Source organism: Micromonospora luteifusca (assembly GCF_016907275.1).
GTDB lineage: Bacteria > Actinomycetota > Actinomycetes > Mycobacteriales > Micromonosporaceae > Micromonospora > Micromonospora luteifusca.
In genome coordinates, this window is record NZ_JAFBBP010000001.1 from 3,767,443 (window position 1) to 3,783,059 (window position 15,617).

The window sequence follows — 15,617 nt, forward strand, 5'->3', positions numbered from 1 at the left end:
GACGATGACCACCACCAGCAGACCGCTGCCCGAGGCACCGAACCGGATCGAGTTGGCGATTGGCGGCATGACCTGCGCCGCCTGCGCCGCCCGGATCGAAAAGAAGCTCAACCGGATGGACGGGGTGAGTGCCACCGTCAACTACGCCACCGAGAAGGCGACCGTCCGGTACGCCGACGACGTCACACCTGACGACCTGATCGAGACCGTGCAGAAGACCGGCTACACGGCTGCGCTGCCGGCCCCGCCGACCGCCGAGCCGGCGGCGGATCCGCTGAAGGGCCCGCGTACCCGGCTCTGGGTCTCGGTGGTCCTGAGCGTGCCGGTGGTCCTGCTGGCCATGGTCCCGGCCTGGCAGTTCGACTACTGGCAGTGGCTGTCGCTGACCCTGGCGGCCCCGGTGGTGGTCTGGGGTGGGCTGCCGTTCCACCGGGCCGCCTGGACGAACCTGCGGCACGGCGCGGCAACCATGGACACGCTGGTCTCGCTCGGCACCCTGGCCGCGTTCGGCTGGTCGCTCTGGGCGCTCTTCCTGGGTGATGCTGGCATGCCGGGGATGACGCACCCGTTCCGCTTCGACATCACCCGCACCGACGGCGCCGGCAACATCTACCTGGAGGCCGCCGCCGGGGTGACCGTGTTCATCCTGGCCGGCCGTTACTTCGAGGCGCGATCCAAGCGGACCGCCGGCTCGGCCCTGCGCGCCCTGCTCGAACTCGGCGCCAAGGAGGTGGCGGTGTTGCGCGACGGGGTGGAGACCCTGATTCCCGTGGACCAGCTCGCCGTCGGTGACCGGTTCGTGGTCCGCCCCGGGGAGAAGATCGCCACCGACGGCGTGGTCGACGAGGGCACCTCCGCCGTCGACGCCAGCATGCTCACCGGCGAGTCGGTGCCGGTCGAGGTCGGGCCGGGCGACGGCGTGGTCGGCGCCACCATCAACGCGGGCGGACGGCTGGTCGTCAGCGCCACCCGGGTCGGCGCGGACACCCAGCTCGCCCGAATGGCCGACCTGGTCGAGCAGGCACAGAGCGGTAAGGCGGCCGTGCAGCGGCTGGCGGACCGGATCTCCGGCGTCTTCGTGCCGATCGTCATCACGCTGGCTGTCGGCACACTCGGCTGGTGGCTCGGCACCGGCGCCGGCCCGACCGCGGCGTTCACCGCAGCCGTCGCCGTGCTGATCATCGCCTGCCCCTGCGCGCTCGGCCTGGCCACCCCGACCGCGCTGCTGGTCGGCACCGGCCGGGGTGCTCAACTCGGTGTGCTGATCAAGGGGCCGGAGGTGTTGGAGTCGACCCGCCGGGTGCAGACCGTGGTGCTGGACAAGACCGGCACCGTCACGACCGGCCGGATGACCCTGGTGGACGTGGTGCCGGCGAGTGGCGAGGACCGGGCCGAGCTGCTCCGGCTCGCCGGTGCGGTGGAGGCGGCCTCCGAGCACCCGATCGCCCGAGCGGTTGCGGCGGGAGCCTCCGAGGCCGGGCCGCTGGCCGCCGTGACAGGCTTCACCAACCTCGAAGGGCTGGGTGTGACCGGCACGGTCGACGGGCGGGTCGTGCTGGTCGGCCGGGTCCGGCTGCTGCGTGAGCGCGAGGTCGACGTACCGCCGGAGATCGAGCGGGCCGTCAGCGACGCGGAGGCCGCCGGTCGTACGGCGATCGTCGCGGGTTGGGACGGACGGGCCCGGGGCGTGCTCGCGGTCGCCGACGTGGTCCGGCCGACCAGCCGGGCGGCGGTGGCCCGGCTACGGGCGCTGGGGCTCACCCCGGTCCTGCTGACCGGGGACAACATCACCGTGGCTCGCGCGATCGCCGCCGAGGTGGGCATCGACGAGGTGATCGCCGAGGTTCTGCCGGCCGGAAAGGTCGACGTGGTCAAGCGGCTTCAGGCGCAGGGGCGGTCGGTGGCGATGGTCGGTGACGGGGTCAACGACGCCCCGGCGCTGGCCCAGGCCGACCTGGGGCTGGCCATGGGCACCGGCACCGATGTCGCGATCGAGGCGTCCGACCTCACCCTCGTCCGGGGTGACCTGGACGCCGCCGTCGACGCCATCCGGCTGTCCCGACGCACGCTCGGCATCATCCGGGGCAACCTGTTCTGGGCGTTCGGCTACAACGTGGCGGCCCTGCCGCTGGCCGCTGCCGGGCTGCTCAACCCGATGATCGCCGGCGCCACCATGGCGTTGTCCTCGGTCTTCGTGGTGGCCAACAGTCTGCGGCTGCGCCGGTTCCGTCCGGCCGCTGACGATCGCGGACTGTGACGGCGGTAATGGTTGGGCCGGCGTCGGCGGGGGTACTGGTGGTGTTGTAGCGACGCTTGCAATGGAGGTTGGCAATGGGTATCGACGACAAGATCAACAACGCCACCGAGGATGCGACCGGCAAGCTGAAGGAAGGCGCTGGTCGCGCCACCGATAACGAGCAGCTCGAGGCCGAGGGTCGCGCTGACCAGTCCACGGCCAAGCTCAAGCAGGCGGGCGAGAAGATCAAGGACGCTTTCAAGAGCTGACGTACGACGTAACCCGCACGCCGGGCCGGTGATCATTCACCGGCCCGGCGTTTCTGTGTGTCCGGTCCAGCCGGCGACCCTGAGAACCCCCTGATTTCGTGATCCATCCGCACCGCCGCCCTGCGATACCTGCTAACTTCTCTTGGCATGTGCGAGGGCCGGTTATGAGCAGCGCTCCACCGCTGACCGGTGACGACCTGATTCGGGTGCTGGCCTCGTTGGCCAACCCGCACCGGCTGCGGATCGTCGCCGCGCTGGCCCGCGAGCGTGCCTACGTCAGCGGGCTGGCCCGGCAACTGGGCATCAGCCGAGCGCTGTTGCAGGTCCACCTACGGAAGCTGGCGGCGGCCGGGCTGGTCACCGCGAGCCTGGAGTTGTCGGAGGACGGGAAGGCCATGAACTACTACGAGGTGCAGCCGTTCGTGCTCACCCTCACCCCCGAGATCATCGCGGCGGCGGCCGAGACGCTGACCGTGCCCGTCTCGGCCGAACGACCAGGAGCGGACCGATGAGCGAGCACGACTGGACCGAGGTGGTCGGCGCGATCGGCATCTTCGCCTTCCTGGTCAGCGTGGTCACGGTGACCATCGTGCAGCTCGCCAAGACCCGGCGGGCCCGGTACGAGGCGTCCCGCGCGGACGACTACCGCCGGCTCGCCGAGACGGCCACACAGGCCCAGGCGGAGAACGCCCGACTGCTCGCGGCCATGGACGGCCGGCTGAGCGGGATGGAGACCCGGATGACCACTGTCGAACGCGTCCTGAGCGACGTCGACTGACCTCGGCGACGAAAGGTCCCGGGCCGTCGAGCGGCTACTCGACGACCCGGGTGGAAGCAGCATCACCTCGCCCAGTGGGCGAGTTCACCGGTAACGCTCCTTCGAGGAGAGGACAGCACCTCATGCTGCGCGTACGCAAATCGGCCGTCGGCTGGGCGGTCGCCCTGGCCCTCACGGCCACCGGCCTGACCCCGGCGAGCCCGGCTGCCGCCCGACCACAGCCCGGTCCGACGATCGACTGGCGGCCCTGCGCCACCGACTCGGATGCCGAGTGCGGCACGCTGTCGCTGCCGGTGGACTGGAACCAGCCCCGAGGTGAGCGCTTCGACCTGGCGTTGGCTCGCCGGGTCGCCACCGATCCGGCCACCCGGAAGGGTGCGCTGGTCTTCGGCCCCGGCAGGCCGGGCGACAGTGGAGTCGACCGGGTGGTGAACGGCAGCTCCCGGTTCAGTGCCGACCTGCGCCGCCGGTTCGACATCGTCAGCTTCGACCCACGCGGCACCGGCGGCAGCCACCCGGTGATCTGCGCACGGGACCTGCTCGCCCGGCAACCGCAACTGATCGCCGACCAGGCCCAGTTCGACGCCACACTGGCCGGCAACGCTCTGCTGCGCGCCGACTGCCGGGCCCGCACCGGGGCGCTCTACGACCACGTCGACACGACCAGCGGCGCCCGGGACCTGGACGCGGTCCGCGCCGCGCTCGGCGAGCGACAGCTGACCTTCCACGGCAGCTCGTACGGCACGCTGCTCGGGCAGCGGTACGCGGAGCTGTACCCGAACCGCGTCCGAGCCGTCGTGCTGGAGGCCGCGATGGACCACAGCATCGGCACCCGCGCCTTCCTCGACAGCCAGGCGGTCACCGCGGAGAACGCGTTCGACCAGTTCGTCGCCTGGTGTGACCGGTCCACCGCCTGCGGGCTCAACGGACGGGACGTCCGGGCGATCTGGGCGGGGCTGCGCGCCCGGGCCGAGCGCGGCACGCTGACCGATCCGGACCGGGCCGGCGTGGTGCTGACCCCGTTCGAGTTGGCCCGGCTCACCCACAAGAAGTTCTACGACACGTGGCGGTGGCCGGGGCTGGCCGATTGGCTCGGCAGGATGGACGCGGCCGCCTCGCCGACCACCGCACCCCCGGCCGACGCCACGACGACGGCCGACGCTGTCGCGCCGTACCCCTTCGCGGTCTTCTGTCAGGACTGGAGCCTGCCCGTCCGCGACTACCGGGAGTACGCCGCACACGTGCGCCGGGCGGCCCTGCTCGCACCGGACCTGCGGTACCCGCCGGCCCTGTTCGCGCTCGTCACCTGCCTGGGCACTCCGACACCGGTCGCCAACCCGCAGCACCGCCTGCGGGTCCGCACCGACGTGCCACTGCTGCTCGCCGCCACCGTGCACGACCCGGCGAGCGGGTACGACTGGGCCCGCACGGTGGCCCGGCAGTTGGGCAGGCACGGCGCTCTGCTCACCTACCAGGGGTGGGGGCACGGCAGTTACAGCAGCAGTCGCTGTGTGGAACGGGCCGTCGATGCCTACCTGATCGATCAGGTGGTGCCCGCTCGGGGTGCCAGCTGCCCGGCGGTCGACCCCGACGTGTGACCGTGCCGCCGGCCGTCGGGTGGTCACGTTCGCCCGACGGCCGGCAACGGCGGGTTCAGCGGCGTCGAGTGGCGCGGACGACGACGTCGTGCAGCGGGACTTCCCGGCCGGGCACCGAGCGGCGGTGCTCCTCGGCGGTGACCAGCTCCCAGGTGGCGCTGTCCAGGCCGGCGGTGATGTCCGCGAGCGTGACCGATGCCTCCTCCGGTGGGTGGTGGCCGTGCCCGGTGGCTTCCGAGGTGTGCAGGTGCCCGACGATCAGCAGGCTGCCACCCGGCGCCACCCACCCGGCGATGCGGTCGTAGAAGGCCAGGTGTGGCATCGCCGGGTGCGCGTAGTGCGTCGTCACCAGATCGAACTGCGTCCCCGGGTCCCAGGCCGTCAGGTCCGCCTCCACCCACCGCACGCGCTCGGGCACCCCCGCGCTCTCCGCGCGTCCGGCGGCGAGAGTGAGGGCACCGGATGCGATGTCGACCGCGGTGACCTGCCAGCCGTGGGAAGCGAGCCAGATCGCCTCCGTGCCGGTGCCGCAGCCGGCGTCCAACACCGTGCCGGGCGTCAGGCCGGCGGTCTCACGGGCCAGGTACGGGTGTGGGGGAGCCGCGCCGACGGCACCGGGATGCTCATGGTGCACCTGGAGCCAGTGCCGATCCCAGTAGCCCTTGTCGAATTCGTGCTGCTCAGTCATCTACCCGCTCCTTCGCGTCTCGGTAGCGACTGTGACCGGCCCGCCGACCGATCCGCAAACCTTCTTGCCAAATGGCAAAATTGGCGACATGGACGAGCCGGACCGCACCCTGGACGCTGTCGGAGGAAGACTGAAGCACCTTCGGCTCCGCCGCGACATCACGCTCACCGACCTCGCCGCGGAGACCGGCATCTCCGCCAGCACCCTGTCCAGGCTCGAAGCCGGCCTGCGTCGTCCCACGCTGGAGCAACTCCTCCCGCTCGCCCGCGTCCACGGCGTGACGCTCGACGAGCTCGTCGGCGCGCCTCCGACCGGCGATCCCCGCATCAACCTGCGCCCCATCACGTGCAGCGACGGATCGGTCATCCTGCCGCTGACCCGGCGGCCCGGGGGCATCCAGGCCTACAAGTACGTGCTCCCGGCCAGCGCCGACGACCGCGAACCCGACCTGCGCACCCACGAGGGACACGACTGGGTCTACGTCCTCAACGGCACACTGCGACTGGTCCTCGGCGAGCACAATCTCGTCCTCACGCCCGGGGAGGCCGCCGAGTTCGACACCCGCACCCCGCACTGGTTCGGTGCCACCAGTTCCGGCCCCGTCGAGTTCCTCAGCCTGATCGGGAAACAGGGCGAACGCGCGCACGTACGCGCCGCCCCGAAGCCCGATCAGCCCAGGACCCGGTAGGTCAGGTGCGTGACGGTCGGCCCGGCCACCACCGCCACCTGCTCCAGGCGCGGCGCGATGCCGTCGAAGAGTCGCTCGCCGCCCCCGAGCACGATCGGCACCAGGTGCAGTTGCAGCGTGTCGATCAGCCCGGCGGCCAGGTACTGCCGAACCGCGCTCGCCCCGCCCGCGATCGACACCTGCCGGTCGCCCGCAGCCTCCTGTGCCTGTCGCAGCGCCGAATGGATCCCGTCGGTGACGAATCGGAACTCGGTGCCGCCCCGCATCACCAGTGGCTCCCGAGGGTGGTGGCTGAGCACGAACACCGGGGTGTGGAACGGCGGGTCGTCGCCCCACCAGCCCTGCCAGCTCTCGTCCCAGTCGCCGTCCCCGCCGCCGAACATCTTCCGGCCCATGACGTACGCGCCGAGGTCACGGGTCATCTCCTCGACGACATCCGCGTCGACACCCCGGTCACCGCCGGTCAGCCCGTGCTGCGCCCTCCAGGTGTCCAGACCGAAGACCCACTCATGCAGCTGGAGGCCTCCCCGGCCCAGCGGATCCTGCGGACTCTGCCCCGGCCCCGCCACGTACCCGTCCAGTGAGATCGACAACTGGCTGCTCACCATGCGCATGTCCCTTCGACTCGGTCACTCATCGTTGTGTCGCCAGTCGGCCGGCCTTCAGTTCCAGATACCGCTGCTCGGGCAGGCTCGTGGTGCCGCGTGCGGCGGCGAGGTACGCCTCCCGCGCCGCCTCAGCGTCCCCGGCCAGCTCCAACAGGTGTGCCCGGACGGCGGCGAGCCGGTGGTGCCCAGCCGTGCGCTCGTCGGCGATCAGCGGTGTGAGCAGGGCGAGCCCGGCCCGTGGCCCGTCCACCATCGCCACCGCCACCGACTGGTTGAGGGTGATCATCGGGTTTGGCGCGATCCGGGCCAGCAGTCGGTAGAGCGCGACGATCTGCCGCCAGTCCGTCTCCGCAGCCGTCGACGCCTCGGCGTGCACGGCGGCGATCGCCGCCTGGAGCTGATACGGGCCCGGCGGCGACCAGGTCAACGCTTCGGTGATCAGCGCGATCCCCTCCGCGATGGCGGCCGCGTCCCACCGGGTGCGGTCCTGCTCGGCGAGGGGCACCAGTTCCCCGTCCGGGCCGAGCCGGGCCGCCCGGTGCGCGTCGGTGAGCAGCATGAGCGCCAGCAGCCCGGCCACCTCGCCGTCGTCGGGCAGCAGCCCACGCAGGATGCGGGCCAGCCGGATCGCCTCGCCGGTCAGCTCGGCCCGGTGCAGGTCCGGCCCACTCGACGCGGTGTACCCCTCGTTGAAGATCAGATAGAGCACCCGGAGCACCGACCGCAGCCGCTCGTCCCGTTCAGCCGGCTCGGGCATGGTGAACCGGGCCCCGGCGGCCTCGATCCGCTGCTTGGCCCGGCGGATCCGTTGACTCATCGTCGCCTCCGGCACCAGGTGCGCCCGGGCGATCTGGGCGGTGCTGAGACCACCGACCGCGCGCAGGGTGAGCGCTACCTGCGCCGATCCGGTCAGCGCCGGGTGGCAGCAGAGGAACAGCAGAGTGAGGGTGTCATCGGCGTCCGCCACCGCCGGCTCCGCGTCGGCCGGCGGAGCCACCCCGACGTACGCCGGCTCGCGCAGCGCCACCGCCACCTCACGGTCCCGGCGAGCGCTCTCGCTGCGCCACTCGTCGGTGAGCCGACGGGTGGCCACGGTGAGCAGCCAGGCGCGGGGATTGTCCGGTACGCCCTGCCCGGGCCACTGCGTCGCGGCGGCCAGCAGCGCCTCCTGGACCGCGTCCTCGCACCTGTCGAACTGGCCGTGCCGGCGGACCAGCAGGCCGAGGACCTGCGGCGCGAGAGTGCGCAGCAGATCCTCGACCGTCCGGTCCTCGGTCACATCTCCGTCCCGGCCTGCTCCATCACCGGGCGGACCTCCATCGCGCCGCCGTAACGGACGTCCGGCCAGCGGGCCGCGATCTCGGCGGCCCGCTGCGGGCTGTCGCACTCGACGGTCAGGTAACCGGCGAACTGCTCCTTGCTCTCCATGAACGGCCCGTCGACGATTTCGGTGCTGCCGTCGATCTGCCGGACCGTCAAGGTCTGCGACGGGTTGGCCAGCGCCTGGCCGTCGACCAGTTCGCCGGTCTCGGTCAGCTCCTTCATGATCTCGTCGACCTCGCCGAAGAGGGCGGTGCGGTCCTGCTCGGTCAGCTCCTCGGTGAAGCCGGGCCGGTTCCAGATCAGCAGCATGTACTTCACGGCGGTGCTCCTCAGCTCTGGTCGCACCCCCGGTCGGGGCGCGGCTCACCGGAGGGTCGGAGCGGACAACCCGTTCCCTACGGCGTACCGAAGAAAATCCCAGATAGCTTCGCCGGTGGTGGTCCCACGCCGGTCGGGTCAGCGGCGATCGGGTCGGCCGGGCACCTGGCGGGGCTGCTTGCGCCCGCCGCCGACGTCCAAGGAGGCCCGGTCGGCGGCCGACGTGCCGGAGGACCAGCCCTCGGCATCCCGGACGCTGAGCCGGTGCCGGGTCACGCCGGGGAAGAGCGTGTCCAGTCGTTCCCGGACCGCCTCACCCCGGGCGGCGAGCACCGGCAACAGTCGCTCCGCCCCGGCCGTCGCGGCCGACGCCTGGTCGGCCGCGTCGGTCGCCGCCTCGGTGGCCGCACGCAACCGCTCGCCGATCCGCAGCGCGAACGCGTTGAGGAAGGACTCGTCCCACACCTTCGTGCGCCGCCCCGACCCCGACCGGCGCTCGGCGCGCCCGCGCAGCATGGCGGCCGTGGCCTGGACCAGCAGCGACGTGTAGAGCAGCTCCACCGCCACCAGATCGGCCGGCCAACCCAGCACGGTGGCGAAGCCGAGATCGTCGGACCAGACCGCCTCGCACCTGTTCGCCGCCGCCACCTCCTGCACCAGCAGCGCCTTCGCACCCGCGTACGGGGTGTCGGTGCTCAGACGTACCCCGCCAGGCACGTCGCCGCGCTCCGACCCGGCCGCCAGCAGCGCCTCGTCGATGCTGTGCCGGGCGATCAGCTCCTGCGCCTTCCCGGTCAGCGCCTCCGCCTCGGCCGGGAAGGTCGTCGACTCGGCCTTCGCCAGCAACGCCCGGACCCGGTCCAGCATCGGCGACCCACTGCGCGTCGTGCCCGCCGACCGGGCGGTGAGCGCGCCGGTCGTGCCCGGCGGTGGGCGCAGCACCGCGATCGGCGGCAGGCTCTCCACCAGCGCGAGAGTGTCCACAGCCGCGCGGAGCGCGTCGGTCCGATCCAGCCCCTCCGCGGCGGTCCAGGCAGCCAGCACGTCATGGCCGTCGTCCCGGACCTCGGCGGTCAACTCGCGTAGCTGGTCGTCCCACCAGGCCGGAATCGGTTCGGCCTGCTCACGCCGTTGGGCGGCCATCGCCTCGCGGACCAGCCGCGCCGCGCGGGCGTCGAGCCGCCGGCTGGTGATCCGGTCCACGTCGACCGGCTGCCAGCCGCGCGGCCAGAGCCGGCCCAGCGCGCGGACCAGGCGACGCAGCAGGGCCGCGTCCACCGCCGAGGTGCCGTCCGCCGCGCCGGTGCCGACCATCAGTTGGTCCAGCTGCCGTTCGGCCTGCCGTACGTCGGTGCCGCGCACCGCCGCGAGTGCGTTGGCGACGAGTTCGTCCGCGTCCGGCACGGGCACCTCCTTCTCGGGCTCGGTCGTCTTGTCGCGGGCTCGGTCGTCTTGTCGGGCTCGGTGCGTCTTCTCGGGCTCGGTCGTCTTGTCGGGCTTGGGTTGCCCCTTCAGGCTCCATGATCATGCCGCTAGCCGTGCGGGAGTCGCGAAACGGGGATGTCTCGCCCCGCCCAGACGCGCCTGACTACGGATCCCGCCTTGATCAACACGAGGTCGGCGATGTTGCGGTATCAACCAGGCCGGATACCGCAACATCGCCGACCTCGTGTTGATCAGCGCCGGATGCACGTTCGGAAGGGCTTCGGGCCGGCACATTTCGTCCGGTTCGGGGTAGTTTGGCCTCGACCGACCGACCGACCGACCGACCGACCGACCGACCGACCGACCGACCGACGGACCGACCGATCCGTCCGGACCCGATCCGTCTGGACCCGATCCGTCCGACCCACGGACCGACCGACGGACCGACTGACCCGTCCGGACTCGACTCGCCCCACCTGATCCGATCCGTCGGGACTGGACCAGCTGGACCTTGCTGACCTGACCTGACCTGACCGCGCCGGGCCGGACCTGGCCCGGCCGGAACCCGACGGGATCCGAGCAACCTGACCCCAGCCGACCCGATGAACCCGATCTGACGCGGATGTGAGGTGTTTGATGGCCGACTCGATCGTGCCGCGTACGCGTACCGCTGATGTGCCGGACGGCCGGTCGTCCGCGCTCGCCGGCGTCCTGATCGGTGTCGCGATCATGGCTGCGGTGGACGAGATCGTCTTCCACCAGTTGCTGGCCTGGCACCACTTTTATGACCGGTCGACCCCATCGGTGGCCTTGCTGTCGGACGGGCTGCTGCACGCCGCCGAGGTGATCGCCCTGGTGGGCGGGTTCTTCTGGTTCGCCGACCTGCGCCGACGGCGCGCCCTGTCGGGCCGGCTGGCCTGGGGTGGCTTCCTGCTCGGCGCCGGAGGGTTCCAGCTCTTCGACGGGTTGATCGACCACAAGGTGCTTCGGCTGCACCAGATCCGCTACGGCGTACACCTGGTGCCGTACGACGTGGTGTGGAACGTGGCCGGATCGGTACTGCTGCTGGCTGGCGCCGCGGTGGTGTGGTGGTCCCGGTCCCGCCGGCCTGGCGACGGCCGGAGGTGACGGCGGCCCCTCCCGGCCTGCCGGGCTGGTCCGGGCTCCTTGCGTTCGCGGATGGTGGGCACGGGGCGGACGGGTCGGGCTGGTCCGGGTCGCTGCCGTTGACGCATGGTGGGCACGGGGTGGATGGGTCGGGCTGGTTGCCGCTGGTCCCGGTCGCGTTGCTGGCGGGCGGTTACCTGCTGGCTGCCGTGCGCGACCCGAGGGGCTGGGACCACCGGCGCACCGCCGCCTGGCTCGCGGGGTGCGCGTTGCTGGCGGTTGCCGTGGGTCCGCTGGCTCAGCTCCCTGACGATCCGCGCGGGCACATGGCGCAGCACCTTCTGCTTGGCATGCTGGCCCCGCTCGGGCTGGTGCTCGGCGCCCCGGTGACCCTGCTGCTGCGCGTCGCCCCTCCGCCGACGCGCCGGCTGGTGGGCCGGCTGCTGCGCGCCCGCCTCCTGCACCTGATCGCCCACCCGGTCACCGTTGCGCTGCTGGGCACCGGAGGGTTGGCGTTGGTGCTGCTCACCCCGATGTATGCGGCGGCCGAACGTCACTCTGCGCTGCACCACGCCCTGCACCTGCACTATGTCGCCGCCGGCTATCTCTTCGCCTGGGCCCTGGCCGGGCCGGACCCGGCGCCGCGTCGCCCCGGCCTGGCGGTACGGGTGGGCGCGCTGCTGGGGGCGGCGGCTGGTCACGCCGTGCTGGCCAAATACCTGTACGCGAACGCCGAGATCCTGCCGCCCGGCCTCACCGACCGGGATCCGGCGGCGTTCCAGTCGGCCGCCCAGCTCATGTACTACGGCGGTGACCTGGCGGAGTTGTTCCTGGCGGTGGCCCTTTTCGCCACCTGGTACAACCGCCCCGACCGTCTGCGCCCACCCCGCTCAACCTTGATCAACTCGACGGGGCGGGCGCTGCCAGGGTGGCGGAGAGCCGGTTGAGGAAGGTGCGGATGCTCTGCTCGCTGTGGTGGGTTTCGATCTCGTGGTTCAGGGGGCCCGGGTGGCGCAGTGCGTGATCCAGCGCGTCCAGCGTCTCGGCCCGGTCCCCCGGGTAGAGCCCGCCGCGCACCCCGTCGGCGACCCGGGTCACCACCGCGTCGTCGAGCGACTCGTCGAACTGGATCCCGTAGAGGATTCCGTTGACGTGGCCCATCCAACTGTCCGTACCCATGTTGTCGACTCCCTAGAGGATCTCCCGGCGTCACCGCCACCCGACGAGGATCTCCTCGACCGACAGGACGTCCTGCTCCGGGTCCGGAGCAGGGGTCGGGCGGGCAGGCGGTGTGCGGTCGAAGCGGGGTGCCGGTGCCGGCTGGATCTCGCCACCCACCTCGACAAAGGTGCCCCGGGCGGCGTTGTGCGGGTGCTGATGCGCCTCGCCGGGGGCGAGCACCGGGGCGACGCAGGCGTCCAGATCGGCGAAGACCGCGGTCCACTCGTCCCGGGTCCGTTCGGCGAACCGTGCGGTGAACCGGCGGCGCAGTTCGTTCCAGCCGCTCGGGTCGTACTGGGCGGGCAGGTCCGGGTCGTCGGCGAGGTCGAGGCCGGTGAGCAGTACGGCGTAGAAGGCCGGTTCCATCGCGCCGACGGCCATGAATCCACCGTCGGAGGTGCGGTACGTGTCGTAGAACGGTGCTCCGCCGTCGAACATGTTGCGCCCGCGCGGCGCGGCCCACAGGCCGGTGCCGAGCAGCCCGTGCAGGAACGACGTGAGCAGCGCCGACCCGTCCACCATCGCCGCGTCGACCACCTGGCCGATGCCGGAGCGTTCCCGTTCGAGCAGTGCGGCCAGCACACCGACGGCGAGCAGCATTCCGCCCCCGCCGAAGTCGCCGAGCAGGTTCATCGGGGCGTACGGGCGCTCGCCGGCACGGCCCAGCGGCTCCAACGCCCCGGCGACCGCGATGTAGTCGATGTCGTGCCCGGCTCGGGCTGCCAGCGGGCCGTCCTGACCCCAGCCGGTCATCCGCGCGTACACCAGTCGGGGGTTGCGGGCCTGGCAGATCTCCGGCCCGAAGCCGAGCCGCTCGGCCACCCCCGGCCGGTACGCCTCGACCAGCACGTCCGCCCGCTCGACCAGGCGCAGCAGGTCCGCCACCCCGGCCGGGGACTTCAGGTCCAGTGCGGTGATCCGTCGGCCGCGCTGCAACGGCCCGCCGGTCGGCGCGGCGAGCCGTCCCGCTCCCGGGGCGCCCGGCCGGTCCACCCGCACCACGTCCGCGCCGAGGTCGGCGAGCACCATGCAGCCGAACGGTGCCGGGGCGAGACTTGCCAGCTCGACGACCCGCACCCCGGCGAGCGGCCCGCCGCCGGTCGATCCGCCCTGCGCACCGCGCGCCGACCCGGCCAGCTCGCCGGCCGCATCCGGCTCGACGCCGGCCGGCCCGGGAACACCACCGGCCGGCGTCACGCTACGCCCGTCGGTTCGGTGGGACGGGCGGCCAGTCGGTCGTCCAGATCGGCGGGAGGCGTGAACCGGTCGCCGTAGCGGTCGGCCAGTTCGGTGGCGCGGGCCGCGAAGCCGGCCGGGCCGCCCGCGTACTGCCGGACGTAGCGGATCACCCCACCGGTCCAGGCGGGGAAGCCGATGCCGAAGATCGAGCCGATGTTGGCGTCGGTTTCGGTACGCAGCACGCCCTCGTCGAGGCAGCGCAGCGCGTCCAGCGCCTCGGCGAAGAGCATCCGCTCCTGCAGGTCGGTGAAGGGCACCGTCCGACCGGCGTCGGTGGTCAGGTCGGCGAGGCCGGGCCACAACCGGCCCCGGGTGCCGTCCTCGTAGGAGTAGAAGCCGCGGCCGGCGGCGCGACCCGGCCGGTCGTACGCGTCGACCAGTTCGTCGATGAGCCGGTGCGCCGGCAGCGGCAGGAACTCGTCGCTGGCGGCCTCGAACTGGCGGCGGATCCGCTGGATCAGGGTGAGGCTGACCTCGTCGGCCAGCGCCAGGGCGCCGGTCGGGTAGCCGGCCTGCAACGCCGCCTGCTCCACCGACGCGGCCGGTACACCTGCGGCGACCATGCCGACCGCCTCGTCGATGAACCGGCCGATCACCCGGCTGGTGAAGAAGCCCCGGCCGTCGTTGACCACGATCGGGGTCTTGCCGATTCGCCGGCCCAGGTCGAACGCCCGCGCCAGTGCGGCGTCACCGGTCCGCTCGCCGACCACGATCTCCAGCAGCGGCATCCGGTCCACTGGGGAGAAGAAGTGCATGCCGATGAAGTCGGACGGTCGGTCGACACCCTCGGCCAGCCCGGTGATCGGCAGGGTGGAGGTGTTGGAGGCGAGCAGCGCTCCCGGCGCCAGCACCGGCAGCACCTCCGCGAAGACCACCTGTTTCAGTGCCGGATCCTCGAAGACCGCCTCGATCACCGCGTCGCAGCCGGCCAACGCGTCAACCTGGTCGGTGGTGGTGATCCGGTCCAGCACCGCGCAGGCGTCCGCCTCCGTCGCGCGACCCTTGCGTACCTTGCGGGCCAGCAGCCGTTCGGCGTGCTCCCGGGCACGGTCGGCGGCCTCGGCTGTGACGTCCTTGACCACCACGTCCAGGCCAGCACTGGCGCAGGCGTACGCGATGCCCGCGCCCATCATGCCGGCACCGAGCACCGCCACCCGCCGCGCCGGCGGAACGTCGACGGACGGTCGGGCGGCACCACCGTTGACGGCCTTCAGATCGAAGAAGAAGGCCCCGATCATGTTCTTGGCGATCTGCCCGGTGAGCAGGCCGATCAGGTGCCGGGTCTCCACGGTCAGGGCGGTCTCCAGATCGACCTGTGCGCCCTCGACGGCGGTGGCCAGGATCGCCTCGGGTGCGGGCAGTCGTGCCCCCTTGAGCTGCTTGCGCAGGGTGGCCGGGAAGGCGGGTAGTTGGGCGGCCAGCGAACGGCTGGCCGGGGTGCCACCGGGCATCCGGTAGTCCGGTCGGTCCCACGGCTGCCGGGGGTGCGGGTTCGCGGCGATCCAGGCCCGCGCGTGGTCCAGCAGCTCCGTCGGCGTGGCGACCACCTCGTCCACGATGCCGGCGGCCAGGGCGTCGGTGGGGCGCATCCGTCGACCGGTGAGCAGCACCGTGGTCAGCGCCCCGGCCAGGCCGAGCATCCGAACCGTCCGGGTGACACCGCCGGCCCCCGGCAGCAGGCCCAGGGTCACCTCGGGCAGCCCGAGGCGGCTGCCGGGCGCGTCCAGCGCGATCCGGTGGTGACAGGCGAGCGCGATCTCCAGCCCGCCGCCGAGCGCGGAGCCGTTGACGGCCGCGACCACCGGCCGGCCCAGCGTCTCCAGCCGACGCAGGTCCCGTTTGATGGTGCCGAGCAGCTCCGCCAGCGCGGGCGCGTCCTCGCGGGTGGCCCGGATCATCTCCGGCAGGTCACCGCCGGCGAAGAACGTCGACTTCGCGCTGGTCACGATGACTCCAGCGAGGTCGGGCTCGGCCTCCAGCCGGTCGAGCACCGCGCTCATGGACGCGGCGTACGCCCGGTTCATGGTGTTGGCGGACTGGTCGGGGTCGTCGAGGGTGAGCGTGACGATGCCGTCGGCGCCGCGGTCGTACCGGATGGTGTTGGTCATGGTCGTCCTCC

16 protein-coding genes are annotated in these 15,617 nt (G+C 72.3%); 8 read left to right on the plus strand and 8 right to left on the minus strand.

The genetic code is table 11. The features are described 5' to 3' along the window. Positions 1 to 4: 4 nt before the first annotated feature. From JOD64_RS17095 to JOD64_RS17115, 5 genes are all read left to right on the plus strand, one after another. Positions 5 to 2,257, plus strand: a complete 2,253-nt coding sequence (locus JOD64_RS17095; RefSeq protein ID WP_204943130.1) for a heavy metal translocating P-type ATPase — start codon at positions 5 to 7, stop codon at positions 2,255 to 2,257. A gap of 74 nt (positions 2,258 to 2,331) precedes the next feature. Next, positions 2,332 to 2,505, plus strand: coding sequence for a CsbD family protein (locus tag JOD64_RS17100; protein WP_036390803.1), 174 nt, complete (start codon positions 2,332 to 2,334; stop codon positions 2,503 to 2,505). A 164-nt stretch (positions 2,506 to 2,669) separates the two neighbouring features. Further along, positions 2,670 to 3,017 (plus strand): ArsR/SmtB family transcription factor, encoded by a 348-nt coding sequence (locus JOD64_RS17105; protein ID WP_204943131.1) that lies wholly within the window; start codon positions 2,670 to 2,672, stop codon positions 3,015 to 3,017. Next, positions 3,014 to 3,283 (plus strand): hypothetical protein, encoded by a 270-nt coding sequence (locus JOD64_RS17110; RefSeq protein ID WP_204943132.1) that lies wholly within the window; start codon positions 3,014 to 3,016, stop codon positions 3,281 to 3,283. The genes JOD64_RS17105 and JOD64_RS17110 overlap by 4 nt, the downstream gene beginning before the upstream one ends. A gap of 122 nt (positions 3,284 to 3,405) precedes the next feature. Next, positions 3,406 to 4,881: an alpha/beta hydrolase gene (locus tag JOD64_RS17115; RefSeq protein ID WP_204943133.1), complete on the plus strand. Its 1,476-nt coding sequence runs from the start codon at positions 3,406 to 3,408 to the stop codon at positions 4,879 to 4,881. A gap of 55 nt (positions 4,882 to 4,936) precedes the next feature. On the opposite strand, the gene JOD64_RS17120 is transcribed toward JOD64_RS17115, so the two are convergent. Further along, entirely contained in the window at positions 4,937 to 5,569 is a 633-nt protein-coding gene (locus tag JOD64_RS17120; RefSeq protein ID WP_204943134.1) for a class I SAM-dependent methyltransferase, read from the minus strand. A gap of 88 nt (positions 5,570 to 5,657) precedes the next feature. On the opposite strand from JOD64_RS17120, the gene JOD64_RS17125 reads away from it, so the two are divergent. Then, positions 5,658 to 6,257, plus strand: a complete 600-nt coding sequence (locus tag JOD64_RS17125; protein WP_204943135.1) for a helix-turn-helix domain-containing protein — start codon at positions 5,658 to 5,660, stop codon at positions 6,255 to 6,257. Here the strand turns inward: JOD64_RS17125 and JOD64_RS17130 are convergent. From JOD64_RS17130 to JOD64_RS17145, 4 genes are all read right to left on the minus strand, one after another. Further along, positions 6,239 to 6,865: a dihydrofolate reductase family protein gene (locus JOD64_RS17130; RefSeq protein WP_239559549.1), complete on the minus strand. Its 627-nt coding sequence runs from the start codon at positions 6,863 to 6,865 to the stop codon at positions 6,239 to 6,241. The two genes, JOD64_RS17125 and JOD64_RS17130, sit on opposite strands and share 19 nt — an antisense overlap. A gap of 25 nt (positions 6,866 to 6,890) precedes the next feature. Next, positions 6,891 to 8,144, minus strand: a complete 1,254-nt coding sequence (locus JOD64_RS17135; protein WP_204943137.1) for an RNA polymerase sigma factor — start codon at positions 8,142 to 8,144, stop codon at positions 6,891 to 6,893. Beyond that, positions 8,141 to 8,497: a YciI family protein gene (locus tag JOD64_RS17140; RefSeq protein ID WP_218908175.1), complete on the minus strand. Its 357-nt coding sequence runs from the start codon at positions 8,495 to 8,497 to the stop codon at positions 8,141 to 8,143. The genes JOD64_RS17135 and JOD64_RS17140 overlap by 4 nt, the downstream gene beginning before the upstream one ends. Positions 8,498 to 8,644: 147 nt before the next feature. Next, positions 8,645 to 9,910, minus strand: a complete 1,266-nt coding sequence (locus tag JOD64_RS17145; RefSeq protein ID WP_204943138.1) for a DUF2786 domain-containing protein — start codon at positions 9,908 to 9,910, stop codon at positions 8,645 to 8,647. Positions 9,911 to 10,567: 657 nt separating this feature from the next. On the opposite strand from JOD64_RS17145, the gene JOD64_RS17150 reads away from it, so the two are divergent. Further along, on the plus strand, positions 10,568 to 11,059 hold the full coding sequence (locus tag JOD64_RS17150; protein WP_204943139.1) for a DUF2243 domain-containing protein: 492 nt from the start codon (positions 10,568 to 10,570) through the stop codon (positions 11,057 to 11,059). Next, complete coding sequence (locus tag JOD64_RS17155) at positions 11,056 to 11,985, plus strand: cytochrome c oxidase assembly protein (protein ID WP_307813452.1); 930 nt, start codon at positions 11,056 to 11,058, stop codon at positions 11,983 to 11,985. Before JOD64_RS17150 ends, JOD64_RS17155 begins: the two co-directional genes overlap by 4 nt. Here the strand turns inward: JOD64_RS17155 and JOD64_RS17160 are convergent. Genes JOD64_RS17160 through JOD64_RS17170 form a run of 3 tightly spaced genes read right to left on the minus strand, consistent with a single transcriptional unit; the run spans position 11,939 to position 15,606 of the window. Next, positions 11,939 to 12,217, minus strand: coding sequence for a hypothetical protein (locus tag JOD64_RS17160; protein WP_204943140.1), 279 nt, complete (start codon positions 12,215 to 12,217; stop codon positions 11,939 to 11,941). The genes JOD64_RS17155 and JOD64_RS17160 overlap by 47 nt on opposite strands. 30 nt (positions 12,218 to 12,247) lie before the next feature. Beyond that, positions 12,248 to 13,396, minus strand: coding sequence for a CaiB/BaiF CoA transferase family protein (locus tag JOD64_RS17165; protein ID WP_204946105.1), 1,149 nt, complete (start codon positions 13,394 to 13,396; stop codon positions 12,248 to 12,250). Between the two features lie 56 nt (positions 13,397 to 13,452). Further along, positions 13,453 to 15,606 carry a 3-hydroxyacyl-CoA dehydrogenase NAD-binding domain-containing protein gene (locus JOD64_RS17170; protein WP_204943141.1) on the minus strand — a complete coding sequence of 718 codons (2,154 nt, stop codon included), beginning with the start codon at positions 15,604 to 15,606 and terminating at the stop codon, positions 13,453 to 13,455. Between the last annotated feature and the right edge of the window lie 11 nt (positions 15,607 to 15,617).